This window comes from Escherichia sp. WS33 (assembly GCF_046486385.1).
In the GTDB taxonomy this organism is placed as follows: domain Bacteria; phylum Pseudomonadota; class Gammaproteobacteria; order Enterobacterales; family Enterobacteriaceae; genus ECMA0423.
On sequence record NZ_JBJQLJ010000007.1, the window covers coordinates 125737 to 150826 of the forward strand.

Consider the following 25090-nt stretch of genomic DNA (forward strand, 5'->3'; position numbering starts at 1 on the left):
GGAGACAGGTCATGTACGCGGCAAAAGGCACCCAGGCCTATGCACAAATTGGCGTCGAAAGCGCCGTAATGAGCGCCAGCCAGCAACAGCTGGTCACCATGCTATTTGATGGAGTGCTGAGCGCACTGGTTAGAGCGCGCCTGTTTATGCAGGACAACAATCAGCAAGGCAAAGGCGTCTCTTTGTCAAAAGCGATCAACATCATTGAGAACGGGCTGCGGGTGAGTCTTGATGAAGAGAGCAAAGACGAACTAACCCAAAACTTGATTGCTCTTTATAGCTATATGGTCAGGCGCTTGCTGCAAGCCAATTTACGCAACGATGTCTCCGCAGTCGAAGAAGTGGAAGCATTAATGCGCAATATTGCCGATGCCTGGAAAGAGTCTTTACTCTCCCCTTCTTTGATTCAGGACCCAGTCTGATGAACAATGCACCGCATTTGTATTTCGCCTGGCAACAACTCGTCGAAAAAAGCCAGCTCATGTTACGCCTGGCAACAGAAGAACAATGGGATGAACTCATCGCCAGCGAAATGGCGTATGTGAATGCGGTGCAGGAGATTGCACATCTGACTGAAGAGATTGATCCGTCCACCACGATGCAGGAGCAACTCCGCCCGATGCTGCGCCTGATTCTCGATAACGAAAGCAAGGTGAAGCAGTTATTACAGATTCGGATGGATGAACTGGCGAAACTGGTCGGTCAGTCATCGGTACAAAAATCGGTGTTAAGTGCCTATGGCGATCAGGGCGGCTTTGTGCTGGCTCCGCAGGATAACCTCTTTTGAATCTTAACGAGCTGATGGCTCGCGAATAATCCGATTACGGCTACGCTTCTAATGTTCCCCTTGAATGGAGTCGAAGAATGCGTAATCCCACGCTGTTACAATGTTTTCACTGGTATTACCCGGAAGGCGGTAAGCTCTGGCCTGAACTGGCCGAGCGCGCCGACGGTTTTAATGATATTGGTATCAATATGGTCTGGTTACCGCCAGCCTATAAAGGCGCATCGGGCGGGTACTCGGTCGGCTACGACTCCTATGATTTATTTGATTTAGGCGAGTTTGATCAGAAAGGCAGCATCCCTACTAAATATGGCGATAAAGCACAACTGCTGGCCGCCATTGACGCCCTGAAACGTAATGACATTGCGGTGCTGCTGGACGTGGTAGTCAATCACAAAATGGGCGCGGATGAAAAAGAAGCTATTCGCGTGCAGCGCGTTAATGCTGACGACCGTACGCAAATTGATGAAGAAATCATTGAATGCGAAGGCTGGACGCGTTACACCTTCCCCGCCCGTGCCGGGCAATACTCACAGTTTATCTGGGATTTCAAATGTTTTAGCGGTATCGACCATATCGAAAACCCTGATGAAGATGGCATTTTTAAAATTGTTAACGACTACACCGGCGAAGGCTGGAACGATCAGGTTGATGATGAACTCGGTAATTTCGATTACCTGATGGGCGAGAATATCGATTTTCGCAATCATGCCGTGACGGAAGAGATTAAATACTGGGCACGCTGGGTGATGGAACAAACACAATGCGACGGTTTTCGTCTTGATGCGGTCAAACATATTCCGGCGTGGTTTTATAAAGAGTGGATCGAACACGTACAAGAAGTTGCGCCAAAGCCGCTGTTTATTGTGGCGGAGTACTGGTCGCATGAAGTTGATAAGCTGCAAACGTATATTGATCAGGTGGAAGGCAAAACCATGCTGTTCGATGCGCCGCTGCAGATGAAATTCCATGAAGCATCGCGCATGGGACGCGACTACGACATGACGCAGATTTTCACTGGGACGCTGGTGGAAGCCGATCCTTTTCACGCCGTAACCCTCGTTGCCAATCACGACACCCAACCGTTGCAAGCCCTCGAAGCGCCGGTCGAACCATGGTTTAAACCGCTGGCGTATGCCTTAATTTTGTTGCGGGAAAATGGCGTTCCTTCGGTGTTCTATCCTGACCTCTACGGTGCGCATTACGAAGATGTCGGCGGTGACGGGCAAACCTATCCGATAGATATGCCAATAATCGAACAACTTGATGAGTTAATTCTCGCCCGTCAGCGTTTCGCCCACGGTGTACAGACGTTATTTTTCGACCATCCGAACTGCATTGCCTTTAGCCGCAGTGGCACCGACGAATATCCCGGCTGCGTGGTGGTCATGTCGAACGGAGATGATGGCGAAAAAACCATTCATTTAGGAGAGAATTACGGCAATAAAACCTGGCGTGATTTTCTGGGGAACCGGCAAGAAAGTGTAGTAACCGACGAAAACGGCGAAGCGACCTTCTTTTGCAACGGCGGCAGCGTCAGCGTGTGGGTTATCGAAGAGGTGATTTAAATTCATCCCCGGCGGCAAGCCGGGGAGATTTCATTACGGCAATGGCGTCGGTAACGGCGCTTTATCCAGCGCAGCGGCACACTCTGCCGTCGGGCGATCCACACGCTCCATCGTCATTCCATCGTACTCAATGGTGTTACCTTCACGCTCAACCTCGTACAGCTCACGTTTTACGGTAACGTTAGTGAGATCATCAGACATCAATGTCAACTTACCCGGCACAGCAATCACCCGCTGCCACTGACGGCAATCCAGGGTATCGCCCTCTTTAGTGACAATCAGGCTGCCTATCGCTTCCGGACTGACCAGCGCACTTTGCGGCCCTTTGGTCTGCCAGTAGCCCGCCAGCCAGTCCGGCGCGGGGGTTTTAACGACATTGTTATAGTTTTCGACTTCGGCACAGCCCGCCAGCAACATGAGCGCGCCTGCAATTGCGAGTTTTTTCATCATTCGTCCTGCATGAGAAGAAAAGAGGATTGTGGCATTAAAGCCCTGATGTCGCCAGCCTTTCCAGGTTCAGAGAGAAATTTGATCTAACTATTATTTTTGTGAATTATTACCCCGAAAATAAATTTTCTTGATGTATGATTCGCGACTCTTGTTTCAAACCTTCTGAGTTCAGAGGCTACATACATGTCATGGCAGCAATTCAAACACGCCTGGTTGATTAAATTCTGGGCACCCATCCCTGCGGTCATCGCGGCGGGTATTCTCTCCACTTACTACTTTGGCATCACTGGCACCTTTTGGGCTGTCACGGGTGAATTTACCCGTTGGGGCGGTCAGCTCCTGCAGCTGTTCGGCGTCCATGCTGAAGAGTGGGGTTATTTTAAAATTATCCATCTGGAAGGATCGCCATTAACCCGCATCGACGGCATGATGATCCTCGGTATGTTTGGCGGCTGTTTTGCCGCAGCGCTGTGGGCCAACAATGTCAAACTGCGCATGCCGCGCAGCCGTATCCGCATTATGCAGGCCATCATTGGCGGTATTATCGCTGGTTTTGGCGCACGTCTGGCAATGGGCTGTAATCTGGCGGCGTTCTTTACCGGCATTCCACAGTTCTCGCTGCACGCCTGGTTCTTTGCCATCGCCACTGCCATTGGTTCATGGTTTGGCGCGCGCTTTACCCTGCTGCCCATCTTCCGTATTCCCGTGAAAATGCAGAAAGTTTCTGCTGCCTCACCGTTGACGCAAAAACCGGATCAGGCGCGGCGTCGTTTTCGTCTCGGGATGCTGGTCTTTTTCGGCATGCTGGGCTGGGCGCTGCTGACGGCGATGAACCAACCAAAACTGGGGCTGGCAATGCTGTTTGGCGTCGGCTTTGGTTTACTGATTGAACGTGCACAAATCTGCTTTACTTCGGCGTTCCGCGATATGTGGATCACCGGACGTACCCACATGGCGAAAGCAATCATTATCGGTATGGCGGTGAGTGCCATCGGGATCTTCAGTTACGTCCAGTTAGGCGTTGAACCCAAAATCATGTGGGCGGGGCCGAACGCGGTAATCGGTGGTTTACTGTTTGGTTTTGGCATCGTGCTGGCAGGCGGTTGCGAAACCGGCTGGATGTACCGCGCGGTAGAAGGCCAGGTGCACTACTGGTGGGTCGGTCTGGGCAACGTGATCGGCTCAACGATTCTGGCGTATTACTGGGATGATTTCGCTCCGGCGCTGGCCACCGACTGGGACAAAATCAACCTCCTGAAAACCTTTGGCCCGATGGGTGGCCTGCTGGTGACATATTTGCTGCTGTTTGCTGCGCTGATGTTGATTATCGGCTGGGAAAAACGCTTCTTCCGCCGTGCGGCACCGCAGACAGCTAAGGAGATCGCATGAAAAATATCGTTCCTGATTACCGCCTTGATATGGTGGGTGAACCCTGCCCTTATCCGGCAGTCGCAACCCTTGAGGCGATGCCGCAATTAAAAAAAGGTGAGATCCTGGAAGTGGTGAGCGACTGTCCGCAGTCGATCAATAATATTCCACTGGATGCGCGTAATCACGGCTATACGGTGCTGGATATTCAGCAAGACGGGCCGACCATTCGTTATTTAATTCAGAAATAATCCCTCCTTCCCGCTGTGTCCCACAGCGGGAACATCGTTACCTCTGTATCACATAGATTTTACCCGCCCCCTCTCCTATTCTTTTCAGTATGATCTCAGGAGGTTGCTATGTGTGGACGCTTTGCCCAATCCCAAACGCGTGAAGATTACCTTGCGCTTCTCGCGGAAGATATTGAACGCGATATTCCCTACGATCCCGAACCCATTGGCAGATACAACGTCGCGCCGGGAACCAAAGTTCTTCTGCTCAGTGAACGTGATGAACACCTTCATCTGGATCCGGTTTTCTGGGGATATGCTCCCGGATGGTGGGATAAATCGCCGCTGATTAACGCCCGCGTAGAAACTGCGGCAACCAGTCGTATGTTTAAACCGCTCTGGCAACATGGTCGGGCAATCTGTTTTGCCGATGGCTGGTTTGAGTGGAAAAAAGAAGGCGACAAAAAACAGCCTTATTTTATCTATCGCGCTGATGGACAACCTGTTTTTATGGCCGCGATAGGTAGCACACCGTTTGAGCGTGGTGACGAAGCCGAAGGATTTTTAATTGTCACTGCAGCAGCAGACCAGGGTCTGGTAGATATTCATGACCGCCGCCCGCTGGTACTGTCGCCAGAAGCTGCGCGGGAATGGATGCGGCAAGACATTGGTGGTAAAGAAGCCTCAGAAATCGCTGCCAGTGGCTGTGTGCCAGCAAACCAGTTCACCTGGCACCCGGTATCGCGCGCGGTAGGTAATGTCAAAAACCAGGGCGCGGAGTTAATTCAACCTGTTTGTTGACATCCTCCACGCCCTGAAGGACGTGGATCCCTGCTACGTTCAGGCTGTCGCCTGAATCATTTCGGTGGGTTCCTGCTTCAACGAGCGGCCTGACTGCACCATCTCTCCACAGGCAAGAACGGCGTGCCCCGCCGCTAAAATGTTACGAGCGCCGTTTACATCGGCGTTCGCTGTATATCCACATACCTGGCATCTGAATTGACTTTGTGACAGGCGATTTTCTTTCGCTGTATGACCACAGCACGCGCAACGCTGGCTTGTGTACGCTGGCGGAACAGCAAGCACCTGACCGCCACGCCAGAGCTGCTTGTACTCAAGCTGACGGCGCATTTCATACCAGCCCTGATCCAGTATCGAACGGTTTAAACCTGATTTTGCCCGGACATTGCGCCCCGGCTGGCTGACAGTGACATTTTTCACAACACCCGTGACCTGACGGTTATTCCGGTAGCGCATCCAGCCAAGTTTCGGCAGAAAAATACGGCTGTTTTCCTGATCGAGCTTAACGCCCTGCGGGTAGCGGAATGCATCATTCTGTCCCCGCGTTTTGAATCGGGGAAAAGCAGCCCGCTTCTGGAAGAAGTTTTTGTAAGCCCGCTCAAGGTCTTTCAGTGACTGTTGCAATGGCTGTGAGGGCGAATCTTTAAGCCATTGCGTTTCAGTGGCGTTTTTCCACTCAACCAACCAGGAAGCCATTTTCCCGTAAGGGATGTATTTATTACCGGCCTCATGATTCTCATTCTGAAGCGCCAGAGCACGATTGAAAACGAAACGACATGCGCCTGCGAAGCGCCTCATTTCACGCTCCTGTTGACCACCGGGTCTTAACTGGAATTTAAATGCTTGTAGTCGTTTCACAGGCCAAATGATACTTTGGTCTGTGAAAAAAGAAACCGATATCCGGCGTGGAAGGCACTGTGTTTTCCTGATGCATGTTCACCTGGTCTTTGTCACCAAATACCGACGTCAGATTTTTGACCATGACGCGACAGAAAAACTACGCACTTACTTTTCAAATGTATGTGCTGATTTTGAAGCTGAACTGGTTGAAATGGATGGCGAACCAGATCACGTCCATTTGTTAATTAACTATCCTCCCAAACTGGCGATATCCAGTCTGGTAAACAGCCTCAAAGGCGTATCGGGTAGATTACTGCGACGAGATCGACCAGATATTGCAGTCAGGTATTACTACAAAGGCGTTTTGTGGAGTCCCGGCTATTTTGCCAGTAGCTGCGGAGGTGCGCCAATATCCGTCATCCGCCAATACATTGAACAACAGCAAACACCTGGTTAGGTGAAAAACCGAGCCTTATATCCCCGCCCTGAAGGACGGGGTTTTACGGCGCACTGGATAAGCCTGGAGATTATCTACACCTGCATGGACATCATTGTACTATGCCCCGTACATGCCCCATCACATCCTCAACATCAAAGTATTAGAGCCTTGCAAACCATTATGCGTCTCAGTTTGTCTCATCTATCTTACGCAAAAAAATAGAACTAATATCAAGCGGCGCTATATTGCGTATTAAATAAAATCACCTCAATTACATTAACAAATCTAAACAAATATCATGCAAATAATCTCCATGGTTATTTTTAGGCTATTTAAATTAAAAAAAATAAATTATGAGTCAATCATAAATAACAACCTTTAATATAATTTGATTACCAAATTTATATTCGTTCACAAAATAGTCATGCATTGTGTGCAATAGAAACAGTTCAGATAAAAGGAGGGATCTACTTCACAATTTAAATGAGAAACTAAAACTTAAATCTTGAAATAATCTCATTGATTAGATGAGTATTTGTAGTGCAGTGACATCATTTTTAAATAATAGTACAAATAAAAGGGCTCACGATGAAAAAATTAACAGTGGCAATTTCTGCTGTAGCTGCATCTTAACGTATAAACTAGATTTAATAACAACGATATCCGTACCTATCCGGATATCTAATGTCATAAGCATCCCTTTAATTATCCCCTCAACCTCTTGTAACTTTCCCACTCTTGAACTCCACATAGTCCAAACGCCGGATGCAAAAAAATCACACGTGCATTTCTGAAATTGTGATGGAGGAAGATAGTATCAATTATATGTGCTTATAAACGTCCCCGATTAGCGCAGAAGTCACCGGATTGTTCAGGCTCCAATAGGTTGAGTATGCCGTATTTATTTTCCAAAATAAAAATCGATGCTGTTGCTCCTTCATAAAATACTTTTACTCTCTGGACGCTTTTCTTAGCTCTCTTGGTGTTATCTTAAAACGATTATGGAACCTTTCAGTAAAACGAGAAGGACACTTGTAACCATTTTCCCTGGCAATCTCGCTGATGGGTTTTACTGTCGTTTGTATAGCAGACAACGCATTATTTAACCTCACGTCGTCCAATATACTTTGAAAACTTACTCCCTCGCTTGCCAGACGGCGATGCAATGTGGAAACAGAAATGTAGAGATATCTCGCTACTTTGTTTGCTGTCCATTTTGTTCCAGGTTCGGATAGCATTAGGTTATAACAACGACTTATTAATGATTGTTTACTATCTGATAAAAGCAAATAATTAACATGATGTGCTCCTAATGAAAGTAGAACGCCCATTGCTAAGTGTTCCTGAATTTGCGTTGAGAAGCCTCGGGAAATAGATGTTTTTAGTTGCTCCCAACAATATATTAACTCGGGATTCTGAGGTAAGCAGAAACCTGTCGTGTTACGAATTTGATCAGTTATCGCATAAAGCTTTTGGAACCTTTCAATTAGATCAATGGGATAATAAAGCATTTCTGCAAGATAAAGACCTGCTTCTGGGTAATTCGCAATATAAAATTCATATCCACAGGGAAATAAAATTATCTGATTATTATCAACAGTTAGACTATGCGTTTCCCAATTGATAACTTTTTTTCCCTGACGGATACGACATAAAGCTGGCATAAGAGGCTTAACCCTGTGAATCTCATGATGTTTATGCATCCGTATTTCTTCAATCTTTAGGTTAGTCCTATCTTTTGCCAGCATACTCTTACCCTACTTTACCTCATAAACTGGTGTTATCTCAGCGGTTGCAATTTTATTGGCATTAAGCATATAACCAACTAACGCTCCGCTGGAATTAGAATCTACAGGAATCTTATCAGTTTTTAGAGCCCATACTTTAAACTGGTAATGATGGGGTTTATCTCCTTTGGGAGGACATGCTCCACCAAATCCTGCATAGCCAAAATCATTTCGGCCTTGGACAGCACCAGTCGGAAGTTTTGTACCATCACGTCTTCCTGCATCAGCGGGCAAATATGTTACCGTTGCTGGAATATTAGCAACAGTCCAGTGCCACCATCCACTGCCTGTAGGCGCATCTGGATCATACACAGTTACGGCAAAGCTTTTGGTGCCTTCTGGAGCACCAGACCAGGTTAATGAGGGCGATGTATTACCCCCCTCACACCCAAATCCAGAAAATACATGAGACGTTGTAAGTTGCTCTCCTGTTTTTATTTCATTACTAGTGACCTGAAATGCTGCGGCCTGCGCAGAAAATGTTATGAATGCCAATACACTTGAAACGATAAGCTTTTTCATAAAAACCTCTTTGTTGTGACCTATCGTTATTTTATTTGATGTGCCTTGCTCTCATTATGCATAAAGGCGCAATGATCGTGCAAATGCAATCATAATTATAAAGTTGCCCTCAGCATTAGCCATAATATGCACAAATTACATTCCTGTTGTCTCAAGGATAATTATTTTTTAATGCGGTGCACTTCGTGACAACAAGTTAATGACTAACACACCGGCACAAATTAACATCATGCCTATGATGGCTGGCAGGTCCAGTCGTTGGCCAAAAAATCCCCAGGAAAGCAAACCAATCAGAACGATACCGACTCCTGACCAGATAGCATAAGCAATCCCTGTAGGTATATAAGCCAGCGTCTGAGCTAATAACCAGAATGATGCACAATAACAAATAATTGTGCCAACAGAGGGCCATAACCGTGTAAACCCCTCTGAAAACTTCATTAAGGTTGTACCAATGACCTCTGCAAGTATTGCGCCACCAAGATAAATATAAGGGTTCATAGCATATTCTTTCCTGTTCATACTGGAGAGAATTGTACTACAGTTTGAACACAACTCACCGTTTTCATCCTGGTGTATGTGTATCCAGGGGGCTCTGGCGTGGCAAGAGATAAAGGCAGGAACAATAATGATCAGAAGGAACCCAGGGCTAACGAAAGAGTTCACTCTTCCTATGAGCAAAGCGAAGACAAAACATGTTATCGCGTTTACAGATCGTGGATGGCAGAAAACTTTCAGAATCAGGTTTCCATTTTAAACCAGAAATTGAGTGTGTTTGCCCCATCCATGCCCCACGCGGTGAGATCGGATGTAATCAACAACAGGTTACACAACTTACACCTGCATGCTCATCACTTCCTGATACGCCGCCACCAGCTTATTACGCACCTGAATCCCCATTTGCATTGAAACTGAGGCTTTTTGCATATCGGTCATCACATCGTTTAACGCCACGCCGGGTTCGCCGAGGGTGAATTTTTCTGCCTGCGTGCGGGCGGCGGTTTGTGTATCGCTTATGCGATCGAGCGCGGCATGCAGCTGCCCGGCAAAACTAATGGTCGGTTGCGGTAGTGATTCCTGCGCACGCGCACTCATCGCCGTAGCCTGTAACTGGCTGATAACCCCTTCAATCCCCTGTATCGCTGACATTTTCATCTCCCGGATAATTTCTGGTAGCAAAGCCTACCAGTAAGTCAATAAGACAAAGGCGCTAAATAGCAACAAAAAAACGGGTTTATTGGCGGATAGAAAAAAAAGAAAGCACAAATAATGGGAGCGTCAATTTTTCGAGTTTGCTGACCCGGGAGTGAGTCTTGTTCCACTTTGCCAATAACGCCGTCCATAATCAGCCACGAGGTGCGCGATGAATGCGACTGCAGCCCAGACAAAATCTCTTGAGTGGCTTAATCGCCTGCGTGCGAATCCGAAAATTCCATTGATTGTTGCCGGTTCCGCGGCAGTGGCGGTCATGGTCGCACTGATCCTGTGGGCGAAAGCCCCCGACTACCGCACATTATTCAGCAATCTGTCCGATCAGGATGGTGGCGCAATCGTCAGCCAACTGACGCAAATGAATATTCCTTACCGCTTTAGCGAAGCCAGCGGCGCGATTGAAGTTCCGGCAGATAAAGTTCACGAACTGCGTCTGCGCCTGGCGCAACAAGGTTTGCCCAAAGGCGGCGCGGTCGGTTTCGAACTGCTCGATCAGGAAAAGTTTGGCATTAGCCAGTTCAGCGAACAGGTGAATTATCAGCGGGCGCTGGAAGGCGAGCTTTCTCGTACCATCGAAACTATCGGCCCGGTAAAAGGGGCGCGTGTCCATTTGGCATTGCCGAAACCCTCTTTATTTGTCCGTGAGCAAAAATCCCCTTCTGCATCGGTGACGGTAAATCTGTTACCCGGCCGCGCACTCGATGAAGGGCAAATTAGCGCCATTGTGCATCTGGTTTCCAGCGCAGTTGCTGGTCTGCCGCCGGGGAACGTCACGTTGGTGGATCAGGGCGGACATCTGTTAACCCAATCCAACACCAGCGGGCGCGATCTTAATGATGCTCAGTTGAAATATGCCAGTGATGTCGAAGGCCGAATTCAGCGGCGTATTGAAGCGATCCTGTCGCCTATTGTCGGCAACGGCAATATTCACGCCCAGGTTACGGCGCAACTGGACTTCGCCAGTAAGGAGCAAACCGAAGAGCAGTATCGCCCTAACGGTGATAAATCTCAGGCGGCGCTCCGCTCACGCCAGCTTAATGAGAGCGAGCAAAGCGGTTCCGGTTATCCAGGCGGCGTACCGGGTGCGTTGTCGAATCAACCAGCACCCGCAAATAACGCACCGATCAGCACGCCTCCGGCAAATCAAAATAATCGCCAGCAGCAGGCAAGCACCACCAGCAATAGTGGGCCGCGTAGCACACAGCGTAATGAAACCAGTAACTACGAGGTCGATCGCACCATTCGTCATACCAAAATGAACGTGGGCGATGTGCAACGTCTGTCAGTCGCGGTAGTGGTGAATTACAAAACCTTGCCAGATGGCAAACCGTTGCCTCTCAGCAACGAACAGATGAAGCAAATTGAAGATCTGACTCGCGAGGCGATGGGCTTTTCTGAAAAACGCGGTGACTCGCTCAATGTCGTTAACTCGCCGTTCAATAGCAGCGACGAAAGCGGTGGAGAACTGCCGTTCTGGCAACAACAGGTATTTATCGATCAGTTGCTGAGCGCCGGACGCTGGTTGCTGGTACTGCTGGTGGCGTGGCTACTGTGGCGTAAAGCGGTACGTCCACAGCTAACTCGTCGCGCTGAGGCGATGAAAGCTGTGCAGCAACAGGCGCAGGCCCGCGAGGAAGTGGAAGATGCGGTGGAAGTCCGCCTGAGCAAAGATGAACAACTCCAACAACGACGCGCGAACCAGCGTCTGGGGGCAGAGGTCATGAGCCAGCGTATCCGTGAAATGTCTGATAACGATCCGCGCGTGGTGGCGCTGGTCATTCGCCAGTGGATAAATAACGATCATGAGTAACCTGACAGGCACCGATAAAAGCGTCATCCTGCTGATGACCATTGGCGAAGACCGGGCGGCAGAGGTGTTCAAGCACCTCTCCCAGCGCGAAGTGCAAACCCTGAGTGCAGCAATGGCGAACGTCACGCAGATCTCCAACAAGCAGCTAACCGATGTGCTGGCGGAGTTTGAGCAAGAAGCTGAACAGTTTGCCGCACTGAATATCAACGCCAACGATTATCTGCGTTCGGTGCTGGTTAAAGCCCTCGGTGAAGAACGTGCCGCCAGCCTGCTGGAAGATATTCTCGAAACCCGCGATACCGCCAGCGGTATTGAAACGCTCAACTTTATGGAGCCGCAGAGTGCGGCCGATCTGATTCGTGACGAACATCCGCAGATTATCGCCACCATTCTGGTGCATCTGAAGCGTGCGCAAGCCGCCGATATTCTGGCGTTGTTCGATGAACGTCTGCGCCACGACGTGATGTTGCGTATCGCCACCTTTGGCGGCGTGCAGCCAGCCGCGCTGGCGGAACTGACCGAAGTACTGAATGGCTTGCTCGACGGTCAGAATCTCAAGCGCAGCAAAATGGGCGGCGTGAGAACGGCAGCCGAAATTATCAACCTGATGAAAACGCAGCAGGAAGAAGCCGTTATTACCGCCGTGCGTGAATTCGACGGCGAGCTGGCACAAAAAATTATCGACGAGATGTTCCTATTCGAAAATCTGGTGGATGTCGACGATCGCAGCATCCAGCGTCTGTTGCAGGAAGTGGATTCCGAATCGCTGTTGATCGCGCTGAAAGGGGCCGAGCAACCACTGCGCGAGAAGTTCCTGCGCAATATGTCGCAGCGTGCCGCCGATATTCTGCGCGACGATCTCGCCAACCGCGGTCCGGTGCGTCTGTCGCAGGTGGAAAACGAACAGAAAGCGATTCTGCTGATTGTGCGCCGCCTTGCCGAAACTGGCGAGATGGTGATTGGTAGCGGCGAGGATACCTATGTCTGATAATTTGCCGTGGAAAACCTGGACGCCAGACGATCTCGCGCCACCACAGGCAGAGTTTGTGCCAATGGCCGAGCCAGAAGAAACCATCATTGAAGAGACTGAACCCAGCCTTGAGCAGCAACTGGCACAACTGCAAATGCAGGCCCATGAGCAAGGTTATCAGGCGGGGATTACTGAAGGCCGTCAGCAAGGTCACGAACAGGGCTATCAGGAAGGTCTGGCCCAGGGGCTGGAACAAGGGCTGGCACAGGCAAAATCCCAGCAAGCGCCAATTCATGCCCGGATGCAGCAACTGGTCAGCGAATTTCAAACTACCCTTGATGCACTTGATAGTGTGATTGCTTCGCGCCTGATGCAGATGGCGCTGGAGGCGGCGCGCCAGGTCATCGGTCAAACGCCAACGGTGGACAACTCGGCGCTGATCAAACAGATCCAACAGTTATTGCAGCAAGAACCGTTATTCAGTGGCAAACCGCAACTGCGCGTGCACCCGGATGATCTGCAACGTGTTGATGATATGCTGGGCGCAACCTTAAGTTTGCATGGCTGGCGCTTACGGGGCGATCCCACGCTCCATCCAGGCGGCTGCAAAGTCTCCGCCGATGAAGGCGATCTCGATGCCAGTGTCGCCACTCGCTGGCAAGAGCTCTGCCGTCTGGCAGCGCCAGGAGTGGTGTAATGACCACGCGCCTGACTCACTGGCTAACCACGCTGGATAACTTCGAAGCCAAAATGGCGCAGTTGCCTGCGGTACGTCGCTACGGGCGATTAACTCGCGCTACCGGGCTGGTGCTGGAGGCTACCGGATTACAATTGCCGCTCGGCGCAACCTGTGTGATTGAGCGCCAGAACGGGTCGGAAACGCATGAAGTAGAAAGCGAAGTGGTTGGATTTAACGGTCAACGGCTGTTTTTAATGCCGCTGGAAGAAGTGGAAGGTGTCCTGCCCGGCGCGCGCGTTTATGCCAAACACATTTCGGCTGAAGGGCTGCAAAGCGGCAAGCAGTTGCCACTCGGTCCGGCGTTATTAGGTCGCGTTCTGGATGGCAGCGGTAAACCGCTTGATGGCCTTCCCTCCCCCGATACGACCGAAACAGGTGCGCTGATCACCCCGCCTTTTAACCCTTTGCAACGTACACCGATTGAACATGTGCTGGACACGGGCGTGCGCCCAATCAATGCCCTGCTTACCGTTGGGCGCGGGCAGCGTATGGGGCTATTTGCTGGTTCTGGTGTCGGTAAAAGTGTGCTGCTGGGGATGATGGCACGTTACACCCGCGCCGATGTCATTGTCGTGGGTTTGATTGGTGAACGTGGGCGCGAAGTAAAAGATTTTATTGAGAATATCCTCGGTGCCGAAGGGCGTGCACGCTCCGTGGTGATTGCCGCTCCAGCGGATGTTTCTCCGCTCCTGCGAATGCAAGGTGCCGCCTATGCCACGCGCATTGCCGAAGATTTTCGCGATCGTGGTCAGCATGTGTTGCTGATTATGGACTCCCTCACCCGCTACGCGATGGCCCAGCGTGAGATTGCGCTGGCAATTGGTGAACCGCCTGCCACCAAAGGTTATCCACCGTCGGTATTCGCCAAATTACCGGCGCTGGTCGAGCGTGCCGGTAACGGTATCAGCGGCGGCGGCTCAATTACGGCGTTTTATACCGTGCTCACCGAAGGCGATGACCAGCAGGACCCGATTGCCGACTCCGCACGGGCGATCCTCGACGGTCACATTGTACTTTCTCGTCGTCTGGCGGAAGCCGGACACTATCCGGCGATTGATATTGAAGCGTCGATCAGCCGTGCAATGACGGCGTTGATCAGCGAGCAACATTACGCGCGAGTGCGCACCTTCAAACAGCTGTTGTCGAGTTTTCAGCGTAACCGCGATCTGGTTAGCGTCGGCGCGTATGCCAAAGGCAGCGATCCAATGCTCGATAAAGCCATCGCTCTGTGGCCGCAGCTGGAGGGCTATTTGCAACAAGGCATTTTTGAACGCGCGGACTGGGAAGAGTCTCTCCAGGGGCTGGAGCGCATATTCCCGACAGTGTGAAAACGCAGGAGATAACGGCAGATGGCAGAACATGGCGCGCTGGCGACCCTGAAAGATCTGGCAGAAAAAGAGGTAGAAGATGCCGCGCGCCTGCTGGGTGAAATGCGTCGCGGATGCCAGCAGGCAGAGGAACAACTCAAAATGCTGATCGATTATCAGAATGAATATCGCAATAACCTCAACAGCGATATGAGTGCCGGGATGACCAGTAACCGCTGGATCAACTATCAGCAGTTTATCCAGGCGCTGGAAAAAGCCATTACTCAGCATCGCCAGCAACTTAATCAGTGGACGCAGAAAGTTGACATTGCCCTGAACAGCTGGCGAGAAAAGAAACAACGTTTGCAAGCCTGGCAGACACTGCAGGAACGGCAATCCACGGCGGCACTGCTTGCAGAAAACCGTCTCGATCAGAAAAAGATGGATGAGTTCGCCCAACGTGCCACCATGAGGAAACCCGAATGATTCGCTTAGCGCCCGTGATTACCGCTGACGTTGACACCGCCATATTGCCCGGCGGTAAAGCCAGCGATGCTGCACAAGATTTTCTCGCATTGTTGAGTGGAGCAATAGCAGGTGAAACAACAACCGACAAAGCGGCCCCTCAGTTGCTGGTGGCAACAGATAAACCCACAACAAAAGGTGAGCCGCTGGTTAGCGATATTCTTTCCGATGTGCAACAAGCGGATTTACTGATCCCTGAGGATGAAATACCGCCTGTCATCAACGACGAACAATCCACATCAACACCGTTAACCACCGCTCAGACGATGACGTTGGCTGCGGTGGCTGACAAAAATACGACAAAAGACGAAAAAGCAGATGAGCTTAATGAAGACGTCACCGCAAGCCTGAGCGCCCTTTTTGCGATGTTGCCGGGTTTTGACAATACGCCCAAAGTGGCTGATGCGCCGTCAACCGTGTTACCGACAGAGAAACCAACTCTCTACACAAAACTGACTACGGCGCAATTCACAACCGCACCGCCTGATGACGCCCCTGACGCGCAAGCTCAGCCAGTAACACCGCTGGTAGCAGAGGCCCAGAGTAAAGCGGAAGTCATCAGCACACCTTCGCCGGTGACCGCTGCCGTCAGCCCGCTCATCACTCCGCACCAGACACAGCCGCTGCCCACCGTCGCAGCACCTGTTTTGAGTGCGCCGCTGGGTTCTCACGAATGGCAACAATCATTAAGCCAGCATATTTCGCTGTTTACCCGCCAGGGGCAACAAAGCGCAGAGTTGCGTCTGCACCCGCAGGATTTAGGTGAAGTACAAATCTCCCTCAAAGTGGATGATAGCCAGGCGCAAATCCAGATGGTGTCACCGCATCAGCACGTACGCGCCGCGCTGGAAGCTGCGCTACCGGTACTGCGTACGCAGCTGGCAGAAAGTGGCATTCAGTTAGGGCAAAGCAACATCAGTGGCGAAAGCTTTAGTGGTCAGCAACAGGCCGCTTCACAGCAACAGCAAAGCCAGAGCACAGCAAATCATGAACCTCTGGCGGGTGAAGACGACGATGCGCTTCCGGTTCCCGTCTCTTTACAAGGGCGCGTAACAGGCAACAGTGGCGTTGATATTTTCGCCTAACGTCAGAGGTAGCACCGTAATCCGCGTCTTTTCCCCGCTTTGTTGCGTTCAAGACGCAGGATAATTAGCCGATAAGCAGTAGCGACACAGGAAGACCGCAACACATGACTGATTACGCGATAAGCAAGAAAAGCAAGCGATCGCTTTGGATCCCGATTCTGGTATTCATTACCCTCGCGGCCTGTGCCAGCGCAGGTTACAGCTACTGGCATTCGCATCAGGTTGCCGCTGACGACAAAGCGCAGCAACGCGTCGTGCCCTCCCCGGTCTTCTATGCGCTGGATACCTTTACGGTCAATTTGGGTGATGCGGATCGCGTGCTTTATATCGGCATAACTCTGCGGCTAAAAGATGAAGCTACCCGCTCGCGGCTAAGTGAGTATTTGCCGGAAGTCCGTAGCCGCTTGCTGTTACTGTTTTCGCGTCAGGATGCTGCCGTACTGGCGACAGAAGAAGGCAAGAAAAGCCTGATTGCTGAGATTAAAGCCACACTTTCCACCCCGCTTGTTGCCGGGCAACCGAAACAGGATGTCACCGACGTGCTGTATACCGCTTTCATTCTGCGATAACGACATGGGCGATAGTATTCTTTCTCAAGCTGAAATTGATGCGCTGTTGAATGGTGACAGCGAAGTCAAAGACGAACCGATGGCCAGTGTTAGCGGCGATAGTGACATTCGTCCGTACGATCCGAATACCCAACGACGGGTTGTACGCGAACGTTTGCAGGCGCTGGAAATCATTAATGAGCGTTTTGCCCGCCATTTCCGTATGGGGCTGTTCAACCTATTGCGCCGTAGTCCGGACATTACCGTCGGGGCCATCCGCATTCAGCCGTACCATGAGTTTGCCCGCAACCTGCCGGTGCCGACCAACCTGAACCTAATCCACCTGAAACCGCTACGCGGCACAGGGCTGGTGGTGTTCTCGCCGAGTCTGGTGTTTATCGCCGTGGATAACCTGTTTGGCGGCGATGGACGCTTCCCAACTAAAGTGGAAGGTCGCGAGTTTACCCATACTGAACAGCGCGTCATCAACCGTATGTTGAAGCTGGCGCTGGAAGGCTATAGCGACGCCTGGAAGGCAATTAATCCGCTGGATGTCGAGTACGTGCGTTCGGAAATGCAGGTGAAATTTACCAATATCACCACCTCGCCGAACGACATCGTGGTTAACACACCGTTCCATGTGGAGATTGGCAACCTGACCGGCGAATTTAATATCTGCCTGCCATTCAGCATGATCGAGCCGCTACGGGAATTGTTGGTTAACCCGCCGCTGGAAAACTCACGAAATGAAGATCAGAACTGGCGCGATAACCTGGTGCGTCAGGTGCAGCACTCACAGCTGGAGCTGGTCGCTAACTTTGCCGATATATCGCTGCGTCTGTCGCAGATTTTAAAACTGAAACCCGGCGACGTCCTGCCGATAGAAAAACCCGATCGCATCATCGCCCATGTTGACGGCGTTCCGGTGCTGACCAGCCAGTACGGCACCCTCAACGGCCAGTATGCGTTACGGATTGAACATTTGATTAACCCGATTTTGAATTCTCTGAACGAGGAACAGCCCAAATGAGTGACTTGAATAATCCGGCCGATGATAACAACGGCGCAATGGACGATCTGTGGGCTGAAGCGTTGAGCGAACAAAAATCAACCAGCAGTAAAAGCGCTGCAGACGCGGTATTCCAGCAATTTGGCGGCGGTGATGTCAGCGGAACGTTGCAGGATATCGACCTGATTATGGATATTCCGGTTAAGCTGACCGTCGAACTGGGCCGCACTCGGATGACCATCAAAGAGCTGTTGCGCCTGACACAAGGGTCAGTCGTAGCGCTGGACGGCCTGGCAGGCGAACCGCTGGATATTCTGATCAACGGTTATTTAATCGCCCAGGGCGAAGTGGTGGTCGTTGCCGATAAATATGGCGTGCGGATCACCGATATCATTACTCCGTCTGAGCGAATGCGCCGCCTGAGCCGTTAGCGATGAATAACCACGCTACTGTGCAACCGTCCGCGCCGGTTTCTGCTGCGCCGCTGCTGCAGGTGAGCGGCGCACTGATCGCCATTATTGCCCTGATCCTCGCTGCTGCCTGGCTGGTAAAACGGCTGGGATTTGCCCCCAAACGAACTGGCGTTAACGGTCTGAAAATTAGCGCCAGTGCTTCGCTGGGCGCGCGTGAACGGGTCGTGGTAGTCGATGTGGAAGATGCACGGTTGGTGCTCGGCGTTACCGCAGGGCAAATCAATCTGCTGCATAAACTTCCCCCTTCTGCGCCAACGGAAGAGATACCGCAGGCCGATTTTCAGTCGGTCATGAAAAACTTGCTTAAGCGTAGCGGGAGATCCTGATGCGTCGTTTGTTGTCTGTCGCACCTGTCCTTCTCTGGCTGGTTACGCCCCTCGCCTTCGCGCAACTGCCGGGTATCACCAGCCAGCCGCTGCCTGGCGGTGGACAAAGTTGGTCCCTCCCGGTGCAGACGCTGGTGTTCATTACCTCGTTGACGTTTATTCCAGCGATTTTACTGATGATGACCAGTTTCACCCGTATCATCATTGTTTTTGGATTATTGCGAAACGCGCTGGGCACGCCCTCCGCCCCCCCGAACCAGGTATTGCTGGGGCTGGCACTGTTTTTGACCTTTTTTATAATGTCGCCGGTGATCGACAAAATTTATGTCGATGCATACCAGCCGTTCAGCGAAGAGAAAATCTCAATGCAGGAGGCGCTGGAAAAAGGGGCGCAGCCGCTGCGTGAGTTTATGCTGCGTCAGACCCGCGAGGCAGATTTAGGGTTGTTTGCCAGACTGGCGAATACCGGCCCGTTGCAGGGACCTGAAGCCGTCCCAATGCGCATTTTGCTCCCGGCCTACGTGACCAGCGAGCTGAAAACCGCATTTCAGATAGGCTTCACGATTTTCATTCCTTTTTTGATTATCGACCTCGTGATTGCCAGCGTACTGATGGCATTGGGGATGATGATGGTGCCCCCGGCCACCATTGCTCTGCCCTTTAAACTGATGCTGTTTGTACTGGTGGATGGCTGGCAATTGCTGGTCGGTTCGCTGGCGCAGAGCTTTTACAGCTAGAGAGGCAAAATGACACCTGAATCGGTCATGATGATGGGGACTGAAGCGATGAAAGTTGCGCTGGCGCTGGCTGCCCCGCTGTTGCTGGTGGCGTTGGTCACGGGCCTTATCATCAGTATTTTGCAGGCCGCCACGCAGATTAATGAAATGACGCTGTCGTTTATTCCGAAAATCATCGCCGTATTTATCGCCATTATTATTGCCGGACCGTGGATGCTCAATCTGTTGCTGGATTACGTCCGTACCTTGTTCACTAACCTGCCGTATATCATCGGGTAGCCCGTATAATGTTGCAGGTGACAAGCGATCAATGGCTTTCTTGGTTGAGCCTGTACTTCTGGCCGTTACTGCGCGTGCTGGCGCTCATTTCTACCGCGCCAATTCTGAGCGAACGTAGCGTGCCGAAACGGGTCAAACTGGGTCTGGCAATGATGATCACGTTCGCCATTGCCCCATCCTTACCTGCCAACGATGTTCCTGTTTTTTCGTTCTTTGCTCTGTGGCTGGCCGTGCAGCAGATCCTGATCGGCATTGCGCTTGGTTTTACCATGCAGTTTGCTTTTGCCGCTGTGCGAACCGCTGGCGAAATTATCGGTCTGCAAATGGGACTGTCATTTGCGACGTTTGTCGATCCGGGCAGCCATCTCAATATGCCCGTTTTAGCGCGCATCATGGATATGCTGGCGTTACTGCTGTTCCTGACATTTAACGGTCATTTATGGCTGATTTCACTGCTGGTGGATACCTTTCACACCCTGCCTATTGGTGGCGAGCCGCTAAATAGCAATGCGTTTCTGGCACTCACCAAAGCAGGGAGTTTGATTTTCCTCAATGGACTGATGCTGGCGTTACCGCTCATTACTCTGCTGCTGACACTGAATCTGGCATTAGGTTTACTGAATCGTATGGCCCCGCAATTATCCATTTTTGTTATTGGATTTCCATTAACTCTGACTGTCGGTATCTCATTAATGGCGGCATTAATGCCGTTAATTGCTCCTTTTTGCGAACATTTATTCAGTGAAATTTTTAATTTGCTGGCAGATATTATCAGCGAATTACCTGTAATATGATTCCCTAATGTTTATCTTGTTATCCTAAGGATTATCTGAAAAATAATACCCACGAACATCTTCCAGGATACTCCTGTGGCGAAATATTTGTTTTAACCTCACTCACATATCGCAACATTTACTTTACTTTAAGACAATTCCAGGCAAATTATACAACACTTTACGGGATAGTAAGTCCGCCTGAAAAATCGCGAGAGTGGCGCATTAGGTGACCCATGTTGTTCCGTTTAGTCATGATGAAATATTCAGGTAAGGGGAATTATCGTTACGCATTGAGTGAGGGTATGCCATGTCAACGATTATTATGGATTTATGTAGTTACACCCGACTAGGTTTAACCGGGTATCTGTTGAGCAGAGGGGTTAAAAAAAGAGAAATCAACGACATTGAAACCGTTGATGACCTTGCCATAGCTTGTGATTCACAGCGCCCTTCAGTGGTGTTTATTAATGAGGACTGTTTCATCCACGATGCTTCTAACAGTCAGCGTATCAAGCTCATCATTAATCAACATCCCAATACGTTATTTATCGTTTTTATGGCAATTGCCAATGTTCATTTTGATGAATATCTATTGGTCAGAAAAAATTTATTGATCAGTTCTAAATCGATTAAACCGGAATCTCTCGACGATATCCTTGGCGATATTCTGAAAAAAGAGACAACGATAACCTCGTTTTTAAATATGCCGACGTTATCATTGAGCCGAACCGAATCGAGTATGTTGCGAATGTGGATGGCAGGTCAGGGAACCATTCAAATCTCCGACCAAATGAATATCAAAGCCAAGACCGTTTCATCGCATAAAGGTAATATTAAACGTAAGATCAAAACGCATAATAAACAGGTTATCTACCATGTCGTCCGACTGACGGATAATGTGACTAATGGTATTTTTGTCAACATGCGCTAACACATTCTGACTGGTGGTTTCCCACCAGTCAGGCTGAATTAGATTACTCTGCTTTCTCCACAAAGATACCGTCCTGATGCCCTGCTTCATTAAAGAACCAGATGCCGAGCGGGTAGTCTTCCAGCGAAACCAGGTACATTGTACCTTCACTAAACTCCTCAACTGCCAGTACCACACCAGGACGACGCGGACCGCCATCCGTTTTGACTGTTACCCGATCATTCACCTTCATCGTTTTCCTCCTGTGGCTTTGTGCCAGTGTAGAACAATTTCGTTTTTCTGGCAGCGCCAGGCGCGCGCGAGTGCTGATTTTCTCGACGGTCTATACTTAAGAGATGCCAGCGGACTTAACGACTGGCGGCAACAACAGAGTAACGGTTGCGAGGAAAGATGATGAAAACCGCAAAAGAGTACAGCGATACCGCAAAACGTGAGGTCAGTGTCGATGTCGATGCCCTGCTGGCGGCGATCAATGAAATTAGCGAAAGCGAAGTTCATCGCAGCCAGCACGATCCTGAACACGTTAGTGTCGATGGACGTGAATATCATACATGGCGTGAATTGGCGGATGCCTTCGAACTGGATATTCATGACTTCAGCGTCTCTGAAGTGAATCGTTGAATGCACAATAAAAAAATCCCGACCCTGAGGGGGTCGGGATTAAACTTGCTTAAGCAAGAAGCACTTAAAAAATTCGTTACACCAGGAAATCTGATGTGTTCATCACCTTATCCGCAATTTTTTTCGCTGACAAGAAAATATTCGTGATATGAATGATTAACGCTACTTATGAATAGAAATGTGACGCGCGTCACCCCTTGGTGGCTCTGACGTCAACGGGATCGCTCCCGAAAAAATCATCTTTGATTATTTGTGCTGTTTTGAGAAACATCCTGGTAAGGGGAGTACTGCGCGACCATGCTTTCAATTCAACAACCACTGCTGGTTTTTAGCGATCTTGATGGCACCCTGCTGGACAGTCATAGTTATGACTGGCAACCAGCTGCCCCCTGGCTCAGCCGTTTACGCGAAGCGAATGTTCCCGTCATTCTCTGTAGCAGTAAGACATCAGCGGAAATGCTGTACTTGCAAAAAACGTTGGGGCTACAAGGTTTACCGCTGATTGCCGAAAATGGCGCAGTGATCCAGCTAGCTGAGCAATGGCAGGATATAGATGGTTTTCCACGCATCATCTCAGGTATTACCCATGGCGAAATCAGCCAGGTATTAAATACGCTGCGTGAGAAAGAGCATTTTAAATTCACAACTTTTGATGATGTCGACGATGCAACCATCGCCGAATGGACGGGATTAAGCCGTAGCCAGGCGGCGCTGACGCAGCTAAATGAGGCGTCGGTAACGCTAATCTGGCGCGACAGTGACGAGCGTATGGCACAATTTACCGCTCGTCTGAATGAACTGGGCTTGCAGTTTATGCAGGGTGCGCGCTTCTGGCACGTCCTGGATGCCTCTGCCGGAAAAGATCAGGCTGCCAACTGGATTATCGCGACTTATCAACAATTGTCAGGCAAACGCCCAACCACACTTGGCCTGGGCGATGGGCCAAACGATGCGCCCTTACTGAAGGTAATGGATTACGCGGTGATTGTGAAAGGGCTAAACCGTGAAGGGGTGCATCTGCATGATGAGGATCCGGCCCGCGTCTGGCGAACGCAGCGTGAAGGACCGGAAGGCTGGCGTGAAGGCCTGGACCATTTTCTCTCTGCCCGTTAAGCGTTGTCGCTCGCGAACACCCGATTGCGCCCTGCCTGTTTAGCGAGATAAAGCCGACGGTCAGCCAGTGACTGGAGTTGTTCAAAATCATAATTACCTGTTTCCTCGCTGCTGCTTACCCCCAGCGAGGCACTAATGCGTATCGTCGTACTCTTGGCGATCAACATCTCTTTTTCATTTAACTTCAGGCGAATACGTTCTGCAACTTCCGCGGCCTGCGCCAGATTCGCCCCTGGCAGAATCACACAAAATTCCTCGCCACCGACCCGCCCGGCAACATCCAGAGCACGCAAGGAACTGCTAATTAACCCGGCAGCATGAGAAAGCACACGGTCGCCCGCCTGATGACCAAAGCGGTCATTAATCGCTTTAAAATGGTCAAGGTCGACCTGAATGACAGAAAAAGGATGTTGGTGTGTCTGACACAATTTAGCGAGCTGACGGGCTTTTTCGAACAGGGCGCCACGGTTATATAAATGGGTTAAGGTGTCGTGCCACGCCTGCCACTGCAACGAGCTTTGCAGAACATACATGTTGCTGACCATCCGGCGAATCACATACCAGGAGATGAGTAACATGGAGGTAAAGAGCGCCCACAGCAGGGTTAATGCAATGCTGATGCTGCCGAAATCGCCGCGCACCCCTTCGCTTAGCGTATGGACGCGCACCAGCACACCGTCAAAGTGATCCAGCCGTTCCCAGCTAACATAGCGACTGTTCATACGAATGCCGCCCCGCGTGTCATGTTCCATTGCCTGCGCCAGCAAGGCCAGTTCACGAGGATCAAAAATATTCCCTGTTGAATGGTCAGGATTGGAAGAGGTCAATAATCTCAGCTTACTGTCATAGAGCTGATACTCACCGTCGAGGTTTTTATCGATGGCGTTTTGTAGAAATTGTTGCATGGTACGTACAGGAATATTCATCCCCAGCACGCCATACCAGTAGTTATTACTGTCTACCGGAACACTGACGGTAACCTGAGGTTCAGTATTGCTGGCGTGTTCTGACTGCGAGGTGAACCAACGTACCGCGCGTTGACGATTTTCTCGTTGAGAATGACCGATAAACCAGGGTTGGGTGACATAGCCGTAATAACGCGTTGGTACATTGCGCGTAAACAAGGTCGGCTGCGTCGAAACGTAAAATCCGGCACGCGAGACATACATAGCTTGTTCGACCATCGACGAGGAATTGTGCGCCAGTCGTAGCAAGTAACCAACCTCCAACGCAGCAGTAACTTCATTGTCGAGGCTTTCATTTTCGCGAGACAGGAGATTTCCCTCGCTGACTAATGCATCCGAAACGCCATTGACTGGCAGGGTGCGTCGTCGGTTGAGTTCGATTTGCCAGGCGTGATCGTCGCGATGCTGTTCGAACTCCGTTACGGCATTACGCAAAGAGGTAAAATCCAGTGGCGCTACGAGAGCTTCGCGCATGCCATTACGCAAAAAGATCAGTTTGTCGACGTTATACTGCAGATGCTTATCGAGCGCGTTAGCTACGTTTTCCAGATGATTACGCTGACTGGAGATATAGGCATCTTCCAGAACCACCACTTCACGCCAGGTGAGCAAGGTGGAAAAAAGCAGCACTACGATAAAGCAGAGATTAACGACATGACCAGGCCCCAGGCGGCGCGCAAGTTTTTTCAACCAGCTCTGGTTTTCCATTTTTGTCTCGTGCTGCACCCTGACGACTCCCAACCTGCTTTTTTATGATTCTGGCATAACCTGGCGATAGCGTACCGCAAAACAGCGATAATTTTATAATGGTGGCATGATAAGACGCGACTATCATTCATTGCAGGCATTAGCACATCAGGCCGGATGTGATCCGG

Annotated in this window: 31 protein-coding genes; 23 read left to right on the plus strand and 8 right to left on the minus strand. The window is 50.4% G+C overall.

What is annotated here, in order from left to right:
• The first annotated feature begins 11 nt into the window (after positions 1 to 11).
• The 3 genes from fliS to amyA all read left to right on the plus strand — a co-directional run bounded on the left by fliS (position 12) and on the right by amyA (position 2352).
• A complete protein-coding gene (gene fliS / locus ACJHXA_RS08380) occupies positions 12 to 422 on the plus strand; it encodes a flagellar export chaperone FliS (RefSeq protein ID WP_000270663.1) in 411 nt (136 codons plus the stop codon).
• Positions 422 to 787, plus strand: coding sequence for a flagella biosynthesis regulatory protein FliT (gene fliT / locus ACJHXA_RS08385; RefSeq protein WP_001755085.1), 366 nt, complete (start codon positions 422 to 424; stop codon positions 785 to 787). Before fliS ends, fliT begins: the two co-directional genes overlap by 1 nt.
• Positions 788 to 864: 77 nt before the next feature.
• The gene (gene amyA / locus ACJHXA_RS08390) at positions 865 to 2352 is read left to right on the plus strand and encodes an alpha-amylase (RefSeq protein WP_001245699.1); all 1488 of its coding nucleotides are present in this window, start codon (positions 865 to 867) and stop codon (positions 2350 to 2352) included.
• A gap of 33 nt (positions 2353 to 2385) precedes the next feature.
• Here the strand turns inward: amyA and yedD are convergent, their stop codons facing one another.
• Positions 2386 to 2799: a lipoprotein YedD gene (gene yedD, locus ACJHXA_RS08395; protein ID WP_001354738.1), complete on the minus strand. Its 414-nt coding sequence runs from the start codon at positions 2797 to 2799 to the stop codon at positions 2386 to 2388.
• A 186-nt stretch (positions 2800 to 2985) separates the two neighbouring features.
• On the opposite strand from yedD, the gene yedE reads away from it, so the two are divergent.
• The 3 genes from yedE (at position 2986) to ACJHXA_RS08410 (ending at position 5201) form a co-directional block, all read left to right on the plus strand.
• A complete protein-coding gene (gene yedE, locus ACJHXA_RS08400; protein ID WP_000118897.1) occupies positions 2986 to 4191 on the plus strand; it encodes a selenium metabolism membrane protein YedE/FdhT in 1206 nt (401 codons plus the stop codon).
• On the plus strand, positions 4188 to 4421 hold the full coding sequence (gene yedF, locus ACJHXA_RS08405; protein WP_000790504.1) for a sulfurtransferase-like selenium metabolism protein YedF: 234 nt from the start codon (positions 4188 to 4190) through the stop codon (positions 4419 to 4421). The genes yedE and yedF overlap by 4 nt, the downstream gene beginning before the upstream one ends.
• Positions 4422 to 4529: 108 nt before the next feature.
• Positions 4530 to 5201, plus strand: coding sequence for an SOS response-associated peptidase (locus ACJHXA_RS08410; RefSeq protein ID WP_001724637.1), 672 nt, complete (start codon positions 4530 to 4532; stop codon positions 5199 to 5201).
• Positions 5202 to 5240: 39 nt separating this feature from the next.
• Here ACJHXA_RS08410 and ACJHXA_RS08415 read toward each other — a convergent pair whose 3' ends face one another.
• Positions 5241 to 6059, minus strand: coding sequence for an RNA-guided endonuclease InsQ/TnpB family protein (locus tag ACJHXA_RS08415; protein ID WP_175085552.1), 819 nt, complete (start codon positions 6057 to 6059; stop codon positions 5241 to 5243).
• A gap of 7 nt (positions 6060 to 6066) precedes the next feature.
• Here ACJHXA_RS08415 and tnpA point away from each other — a divergent pair, with 7 nt between their 5' ends.
• A complete protein-coding gene (tnpA, locus tag ACJHXA_RS08420) occupies positions 6067 to 6498 on the plus strand; it encodes an IS200/IS605 family transposase (protein ID WP_024170849.1) in 432 nt (143 codons plus the stop codon).
• Positions 6499 to 7430: 932 nt separating this feature from the next.
• Here the strand turns inward: tnpA and ACJHXA_RS08425 are convergent.
• The 4 genes from ACJHXA_RS08425 to fliE form a co-directional block, all read right to left on the minus strand.
• A complete protein-coding gene (locus ACJHXA_RS08425; protein ID WP_001725250.1) occupies positions 7431 to 8228 on the minus strand; it encodes a helix-turn-helix transcriptional regulator in 798 nt (265 codons plus the stop codon).
• A gap of 9 nt (positions 8229 to 8237) precedes the next feature.
• A complete protein-coding gene (gene ybcL / locus ACJHXA_RS08430) occupies positions 8238 to 8789 on the minus strand; it encodes a Raf kinase inhibitor-like protein YbcL (protein ID WP_001353134.1) in 552 nt (183 codons plus the stop codon).
• A gap of 168 nt (positions 8790 to 8957) precedes the next feature.
• Positions 8958 to 9290, minus strand: a complete 333-nt coding sequence (gene emrE, locus ACJHXA_RS08435; protein WP_001725248.1) for a multidrug efflux SMR transporter EmrE — start codon at positions 9288 to 9290, stop codon at positions 8958 to 8960.
• 333 nt (positions 9291 to 9623) lie between these two features.
• Positions 9624 to 9938: a flagellar hook-basal body complex protein FliE gene (gene fliE / locus ACJHXA_RS08440; protein WP_001274299.1), complete on the minus strand. Its 315-nt coding sequence runs from the start codon at positions 9936 to 9938 to the stop codon at positions 9624 to 9626.
• Positions 9939 to 10152: 214 nt separating this feature from the next.
• Here fliE and fliF point away from each other — a divergent pair, with 214 nt between their 5' ends.
• The 14 genes from fliF to rcsA all read left to right on the plus strand — a co-directional run bounded on the left by fliF (position 10153) and on the right by rcsA (position 21516).
• Positions 10153 to 11811: a flagellar basal-body MS-ring/collar protein FliF gene (gene fliF, locus ACJHXA_RS08445; protein ID WP_001725246.1), complete on the plus strand. Its 1659-nt coding sequence runs from the start codon at positions 10153 to 10155 to the stop codon at positions 11809 to 11811.
• Entirely contained in the window at positions 11804 to 12799 is a 996-nt protein-coding gene (gene fliG / locus ACJHXA_RS08450; protein WP_000067950.1) for a flagellar motor switch protein FliG, read from the plus strand. Before fliF ends, fliG begins: the two co-directional genes overlap by 8 nt.
• Positions 12792 to 13478 carry a flagellar assembly protein FliH gene (gene fliH, locus ACJHXA_RS08455; RefSeq protein ID WP_001755088.1) on the plus strand — a complete coding sequence of 229 codons (687 nt, stop codon included), beginning with the start codon at positions 12792 to 12794 and terminating at the stop codon, positions 13476 to 13478. Before fliG ends, fliH begins: the two co-directional genes overlap by 8 nt.
• Positions 13478 to 14848, plus strand: coding sequence for a flagellar protein export ATPase FliI (gene fliI / locus ACJHXA_RS08460; protein WP_001725243.1), 1371 nt, complete (start codon positions 13478 to 13480; stop codon positions 14846 to 14848). Before fliH ends, fliI begins: the two co-directional genes overlap by 1 nt.
• A gap of 21 nt (positions 14849 to 14869) precedes the next feature.
• Positions 14870 to 15313 (plus strand): flagellar export protein FliJ, encoded by a 444-nt coding sequence (gene fliJ, locus ACJHXA_RS08465; RefSeq protein WP_001725242.1) that lies wholly within the window; start codon positions 14870 to 14872, stop codon positions 15311 to 15313.
• Positions 15310 to 16437, plus strand: coding sequence for a flagellar hook-length control protein FliK (locus ACJHXA_RS08470; RefSeq protein ID WP_001755089.1), 1128 nt, complete (start codon positions 15310 to 15312; stop codon positions 16435 to 16437). The genes fliJ and ACJHXA_RS08470 overlap by 4 nt, the downstream gene beginning before the upstream one ends.
• A 104-nt stretch (positions 16438 to 16541) precedes the next feature.
• The gene (gene fliL / locus ACJHXA_RS08475; protein WP_000133109.1) at positions 16542 to 17006 is read left to right on the plus strand and encodes a flagellar basal body-associated protein FliL; all 465 of its coding nucleotides are present in this window, start codon (positions 16542 to 16544) and stop codon (positions 17004 to 17006) included.
• A gap of 4 nt (positions 17007 to 17010) precedes the next feature.
• On the plus strand, positions 17011 to 18015 hold the full coding sequence (gene fliM, locus ACJHXA_RS08480; RefSeq protein ID WP_001755090.1) for a flagellar motor switch protein FliM: 1005 nt from the start codon (positions 17011 to 17013) through the stop codon (positions 18013 to 18015).
• The gene (gene fliN / locus ACJHXA_RS08485; RefSeq protein WP_001281692.1) at positions 18012 to 18425 is read left to right on the plus strand and encodes a flagellar motor switch protein FliN; all 414 of its coding nucleotides are present in this window, start codon (positions 18012 to 18014) and stop codon (positions 18423 to 18425) included. Before fliM ends, fliN begins: the two co-directional genes overlap by 4 nt.
• Positions 18426 to 18427: 2 nt before the next feature.
• Positions 18428 to 18793: a flagellar biosynthetic protein FliO gene (gene fliO / locus ACJHXA_RS08490; RefSeq protein WP_001755091.1), complete on the plus strand. Its 366-nt coding sequence runs from the start codon at positions 18428 to 18430 to the stop codon at positions 18791 to 18793.
• On the plus strand, positions 18793 to 19530 hold the full coding sequence (gene fliP, locus ACJHXA_RS08495; RefSeq protein ID WP_001253450.1) for a flagellar type III secretion system pore protein FliP: 738 nt from the start codon (positions 18793 to 18795) through the stop codon (positions 19528 to 19530). The genes fliO and fliP overlap by 1 nt, the downstream gene beginning before the upstream one ends.
• A 9-nt stretch (positions 19531 to 19539) precedes the next feature.
• The gene (fliQ, locus tag ACJHXA_RS08500; RefSeq protein ID WP_000187358.1) at positions 19540 to 19809 is read left to right on the plus strand and encodes a flagellar biosynthesis protein FliQ; all 270 of its coding nucleotides are present in this window, start codon (positions 19540 to 19542) and stop codon (positions 19807 to 19809) included.
• Positions 19810 to 19817: 8 nt separating this feature from the next.
• Entirely contained in the window at positions 19818 to 20603 is a 786-nt protein-coding gene (gene fliR, locus ACJHXA_RS08505; RefSeq protein WP_000942317.1) for a flagellar biosynthetic protein FliR, read from the plus strand.
• Between the two features lie 289 nt (positions 20604 to 20892).
• The gene (rcsA, locus tag ACJHXA_RS08510) at positions 20893 to 21516 is read left to right on the plus strand and encodes a transcriptional regulator RcsA (protein ID WP_000104001.1); all 624 of its coding nucleotides are present in this window, start codon (positions 20893 to 20895) and stop codon (positions 21514 to 21516) included.
• 43 nt (positions 21517 to 21559) lie between these two features.
• Here rcsA and dsrB read toward each other — a convergent pair whose 3' ends face one another.
• Positions 21560 to 21748, minus strand: a complete 189-nt coding sequence (gene dsrB, locus ACJHXA_RS08515; RefSeq protein ID WP_000867217.1) for a protein DsrB — start codon at positions 21746 to 21748, stop codon at positions 21560 to 21562.
• Positions 21749 to 21909: 161 nt separating this feature from the next.
• On the opposite strand from dsrB, the gene yodD reads away from it, so the two are divergent.
• Positions 21910 to 22137, plus strand: coding sequence for a peroxide/acid resistance protein YodD (gene yodD / locus ACJHXA_RS08520; protein WP_001353131.1), 228 nt, complete (start codon positions 21910 to 21912; stop codon positions 22135 to 22137).
• Positions 22138 to 22434: 297 nt separating this feature from the next.
• Positions 22435 to 23250, plus strand: coding sequence for a mannosyl-3-phosphoglycerate phosphatase-related protein (locus ACJHXA_RS08525; RefSeq protein WP_001725233.1), 816 nt, complete (start codon positions 22435 to 22437; stop codon positions 23248 to 23250).
• Here the strand turns inward: ACJHXA_RS08525 and dgcQ are convergent.
• Positions 23247 to 24941, minus strand: a complete 1695-nt coding sequence (gene dgcQ, locus ACJHXA_RS08530) for a cellulose biosynthesis regulator diguanylate cyclase DgcQ (protein WP_077248857.1) — start codon at positions 24939 to 24941, stop codon at positions 23247 to 23249. The genes ACJHXA_RS08525 and dgcQ overlap by 4 nt on opposite strands.
• Between the last annotated feature and the right edge of the window lie 149 nt (positions 24942 to 25090).

Bases quoted from the DNA above. Each gene is read 5' to 3' on its own strand.
- fliS (WP_000270663.1), top strand. From the start codon at position 12: ATGTACGCGGCAAAAGGCACCCAGGCCTATGCACAAATTGGCGTCGAA.
- fliT (WP_001755085.1), top strand. From the start codon at position 422: ATGAACAATGCACCGCATTTGTATTTCGCCTGGCAACAACTCGTCGAA.
- amyA (WP_001245699.1), top strand. From the start codon at position 865: ATGCGTAATCCCACGCTGTTACAATGTTTTCACTGGTATTACCCGGAA.
- yedD (WP_001354738.1), bottom strand. From the start codon at position 2,799: ATGAAAAAACTCGCAATTGCAGGCGCGCTCATGTTGCTGGCGGGCTGT.
- yedE (WP_000118897.1), top strand. From the start codon at position 2,986: ATGTCATGGCAGCAATTCAAACACGCCTGGTTGATTAAATTCTGGGCA.
- yedF (WP_000790504.1), top strand. From the start codon at position 4,188: ATGAAAAATATCGTTCCTGATTACCGCCTTGATATGGTGGGTGAACCC.
- ACJHXA_RS08410 (WP_001724637.1), top strand. From the start codon at position 4,530: ATGTGTGGACGCTTTGCCCAATCCCAAACGCGTGAAGATTACCTTGCG.
- tnpA (WP_024170849.1), top strand. From the start codon at position 6,067: ATGATACTTTGGTCTGTGAAAAAAGAAACCGATATCCGGCGTGGAAGG.
- ACJHXA_RS08425 (WP_001725250.1), bottom strand. From the start codon at position 8,228: ATGCTGGCAAAAGATAGGACTAACCTAAAGATTGAAGAAATACGGATG.
- ybcL (WP_001353134.1), bottom strand. From the start codon at position 8,789: ATGAAAAAGCTTATCGTTTCAAGTGTATTGGCATTCATAACATTTTCT.
- emrE (WP_001725248.1), bottom strand. From the start codon at position 9,290: ATGAACCCTTATATTTATCTTGGTGGCGCAATACTTGCAGAGGTCATT.
- fliE (WP_001274299.1), bottom strand. From the start codon at position 9,938: ATGTCAGCGATACAGGGGATTGAAGGGGTTATCAGCCAGTTACAGGCT.
- fliF (WP_001725246.1), top strand. From the start codon at position 10,153: ATGAATGCGACTGCAGCCCAGACAAAATCTCTTGAGTGGCTTAATCGC.
- fliG (WP_000067950.1), top strand. From the start codon at position 11,804: ATGAGTAACCTGACAGGCACCGATAAAAGCGTCATCCTGCTGATGACC.
- fliH (WP_001755088.1), top strand. From the start codon at position 12,792: ATGTCTGATAATTTGCCGTGGAAAACCTGGACGCCAGACGATCTCGCG.
- fliI (WP_001725243.1), top strand. From the start codon at position 13,478: ATGACCACGCGCCTGACTCACTGGCTAACCACGCTGGATAACTTCGAA.
- fliJ (WP_001725242.1), top strand. From the start codon at position 14,870: ATGGCAGAACATGGCGCGCTGGCGACCCTGAAAGATCTGGCAGAAAAA.
- ACJHXA_RS08470 (WP_001755089.1), top strand. From the start codon at position 15,310: ATGATTCGCTTAGCGCCCGTGATTACCGCTGACGTTGACACCGCCATA.
- fliL (WP_000133109.1), top strand. From the start codon at position 16,542: ATGACTGATTACGCGATAAGCAAGAAAAGCAAGCGATCGCTTTGGATC.
- fliM (WP_001755090.1), top strand. From the start codon at position 17,011: ATGGGCGATAGTATTCTTTCTCAAGCTGAAATTGATGCGCTGTTGAAT.
- fliN (WP_001281692.1), top strand. From the start codon at position 18,012: ATGAGTGACTTGAATAATCCGGCCGATGATAACAACGGCGCAATGGAC.
- fliO (WP_001755091.1), top strand. From the start codon at position 18,428: ATGAATAACCACGCTACTGTGCAACCGTCCGCGCCGGTTTCTGCTGCG.
- fliP (WP_001253450.1), top strand. From the start codon at position 18,793: ATGCGTCGTTTGTTGTCTGTCGCACCTGTCCTTCTCTGGCTGGTTACG.
- fliQ (WP_000187358.1), top strand. From the start codon at position 19,540: ATGACACCTGAATCGGTCATGATGATGGGGACTGAAGCGATGAAAGTT.
- fliR (WP_000942317.1), top strand. From the start codon at position 19,818: ATGTTGCAGGTGACAAGCGATCAATGGCTTTCTTGGTTGAGCCTGTAC.
- rcsA (WP_000104001.1), top strand. From the start codon at position 20,893: ATGTCAACGATTATTATGGATTTATGTAGTTACACCCGACTAGGTTTA.
- dsrB (WP_000867217.1), bottom strand. From the start codon at position 21,748: ATGAAGGTGAATGATCGGGTAACAGTCAAAACGGATGGCGGTCCGCGT.
- yodD (WP_001353131.1), top strand. From the start codon at position 21,910: ATGAAAACCGCAAAAGAGTACAGCGATACCGCAAAACGTGAGGTCAGT.
- ACJHXA_RS08525 (WP_001725233.1), top strand. From the start codon at position 22,435: ATGCTTTCAATTCAACAACCACTGCTGGTTTTTAGCGATCTTGATGGC.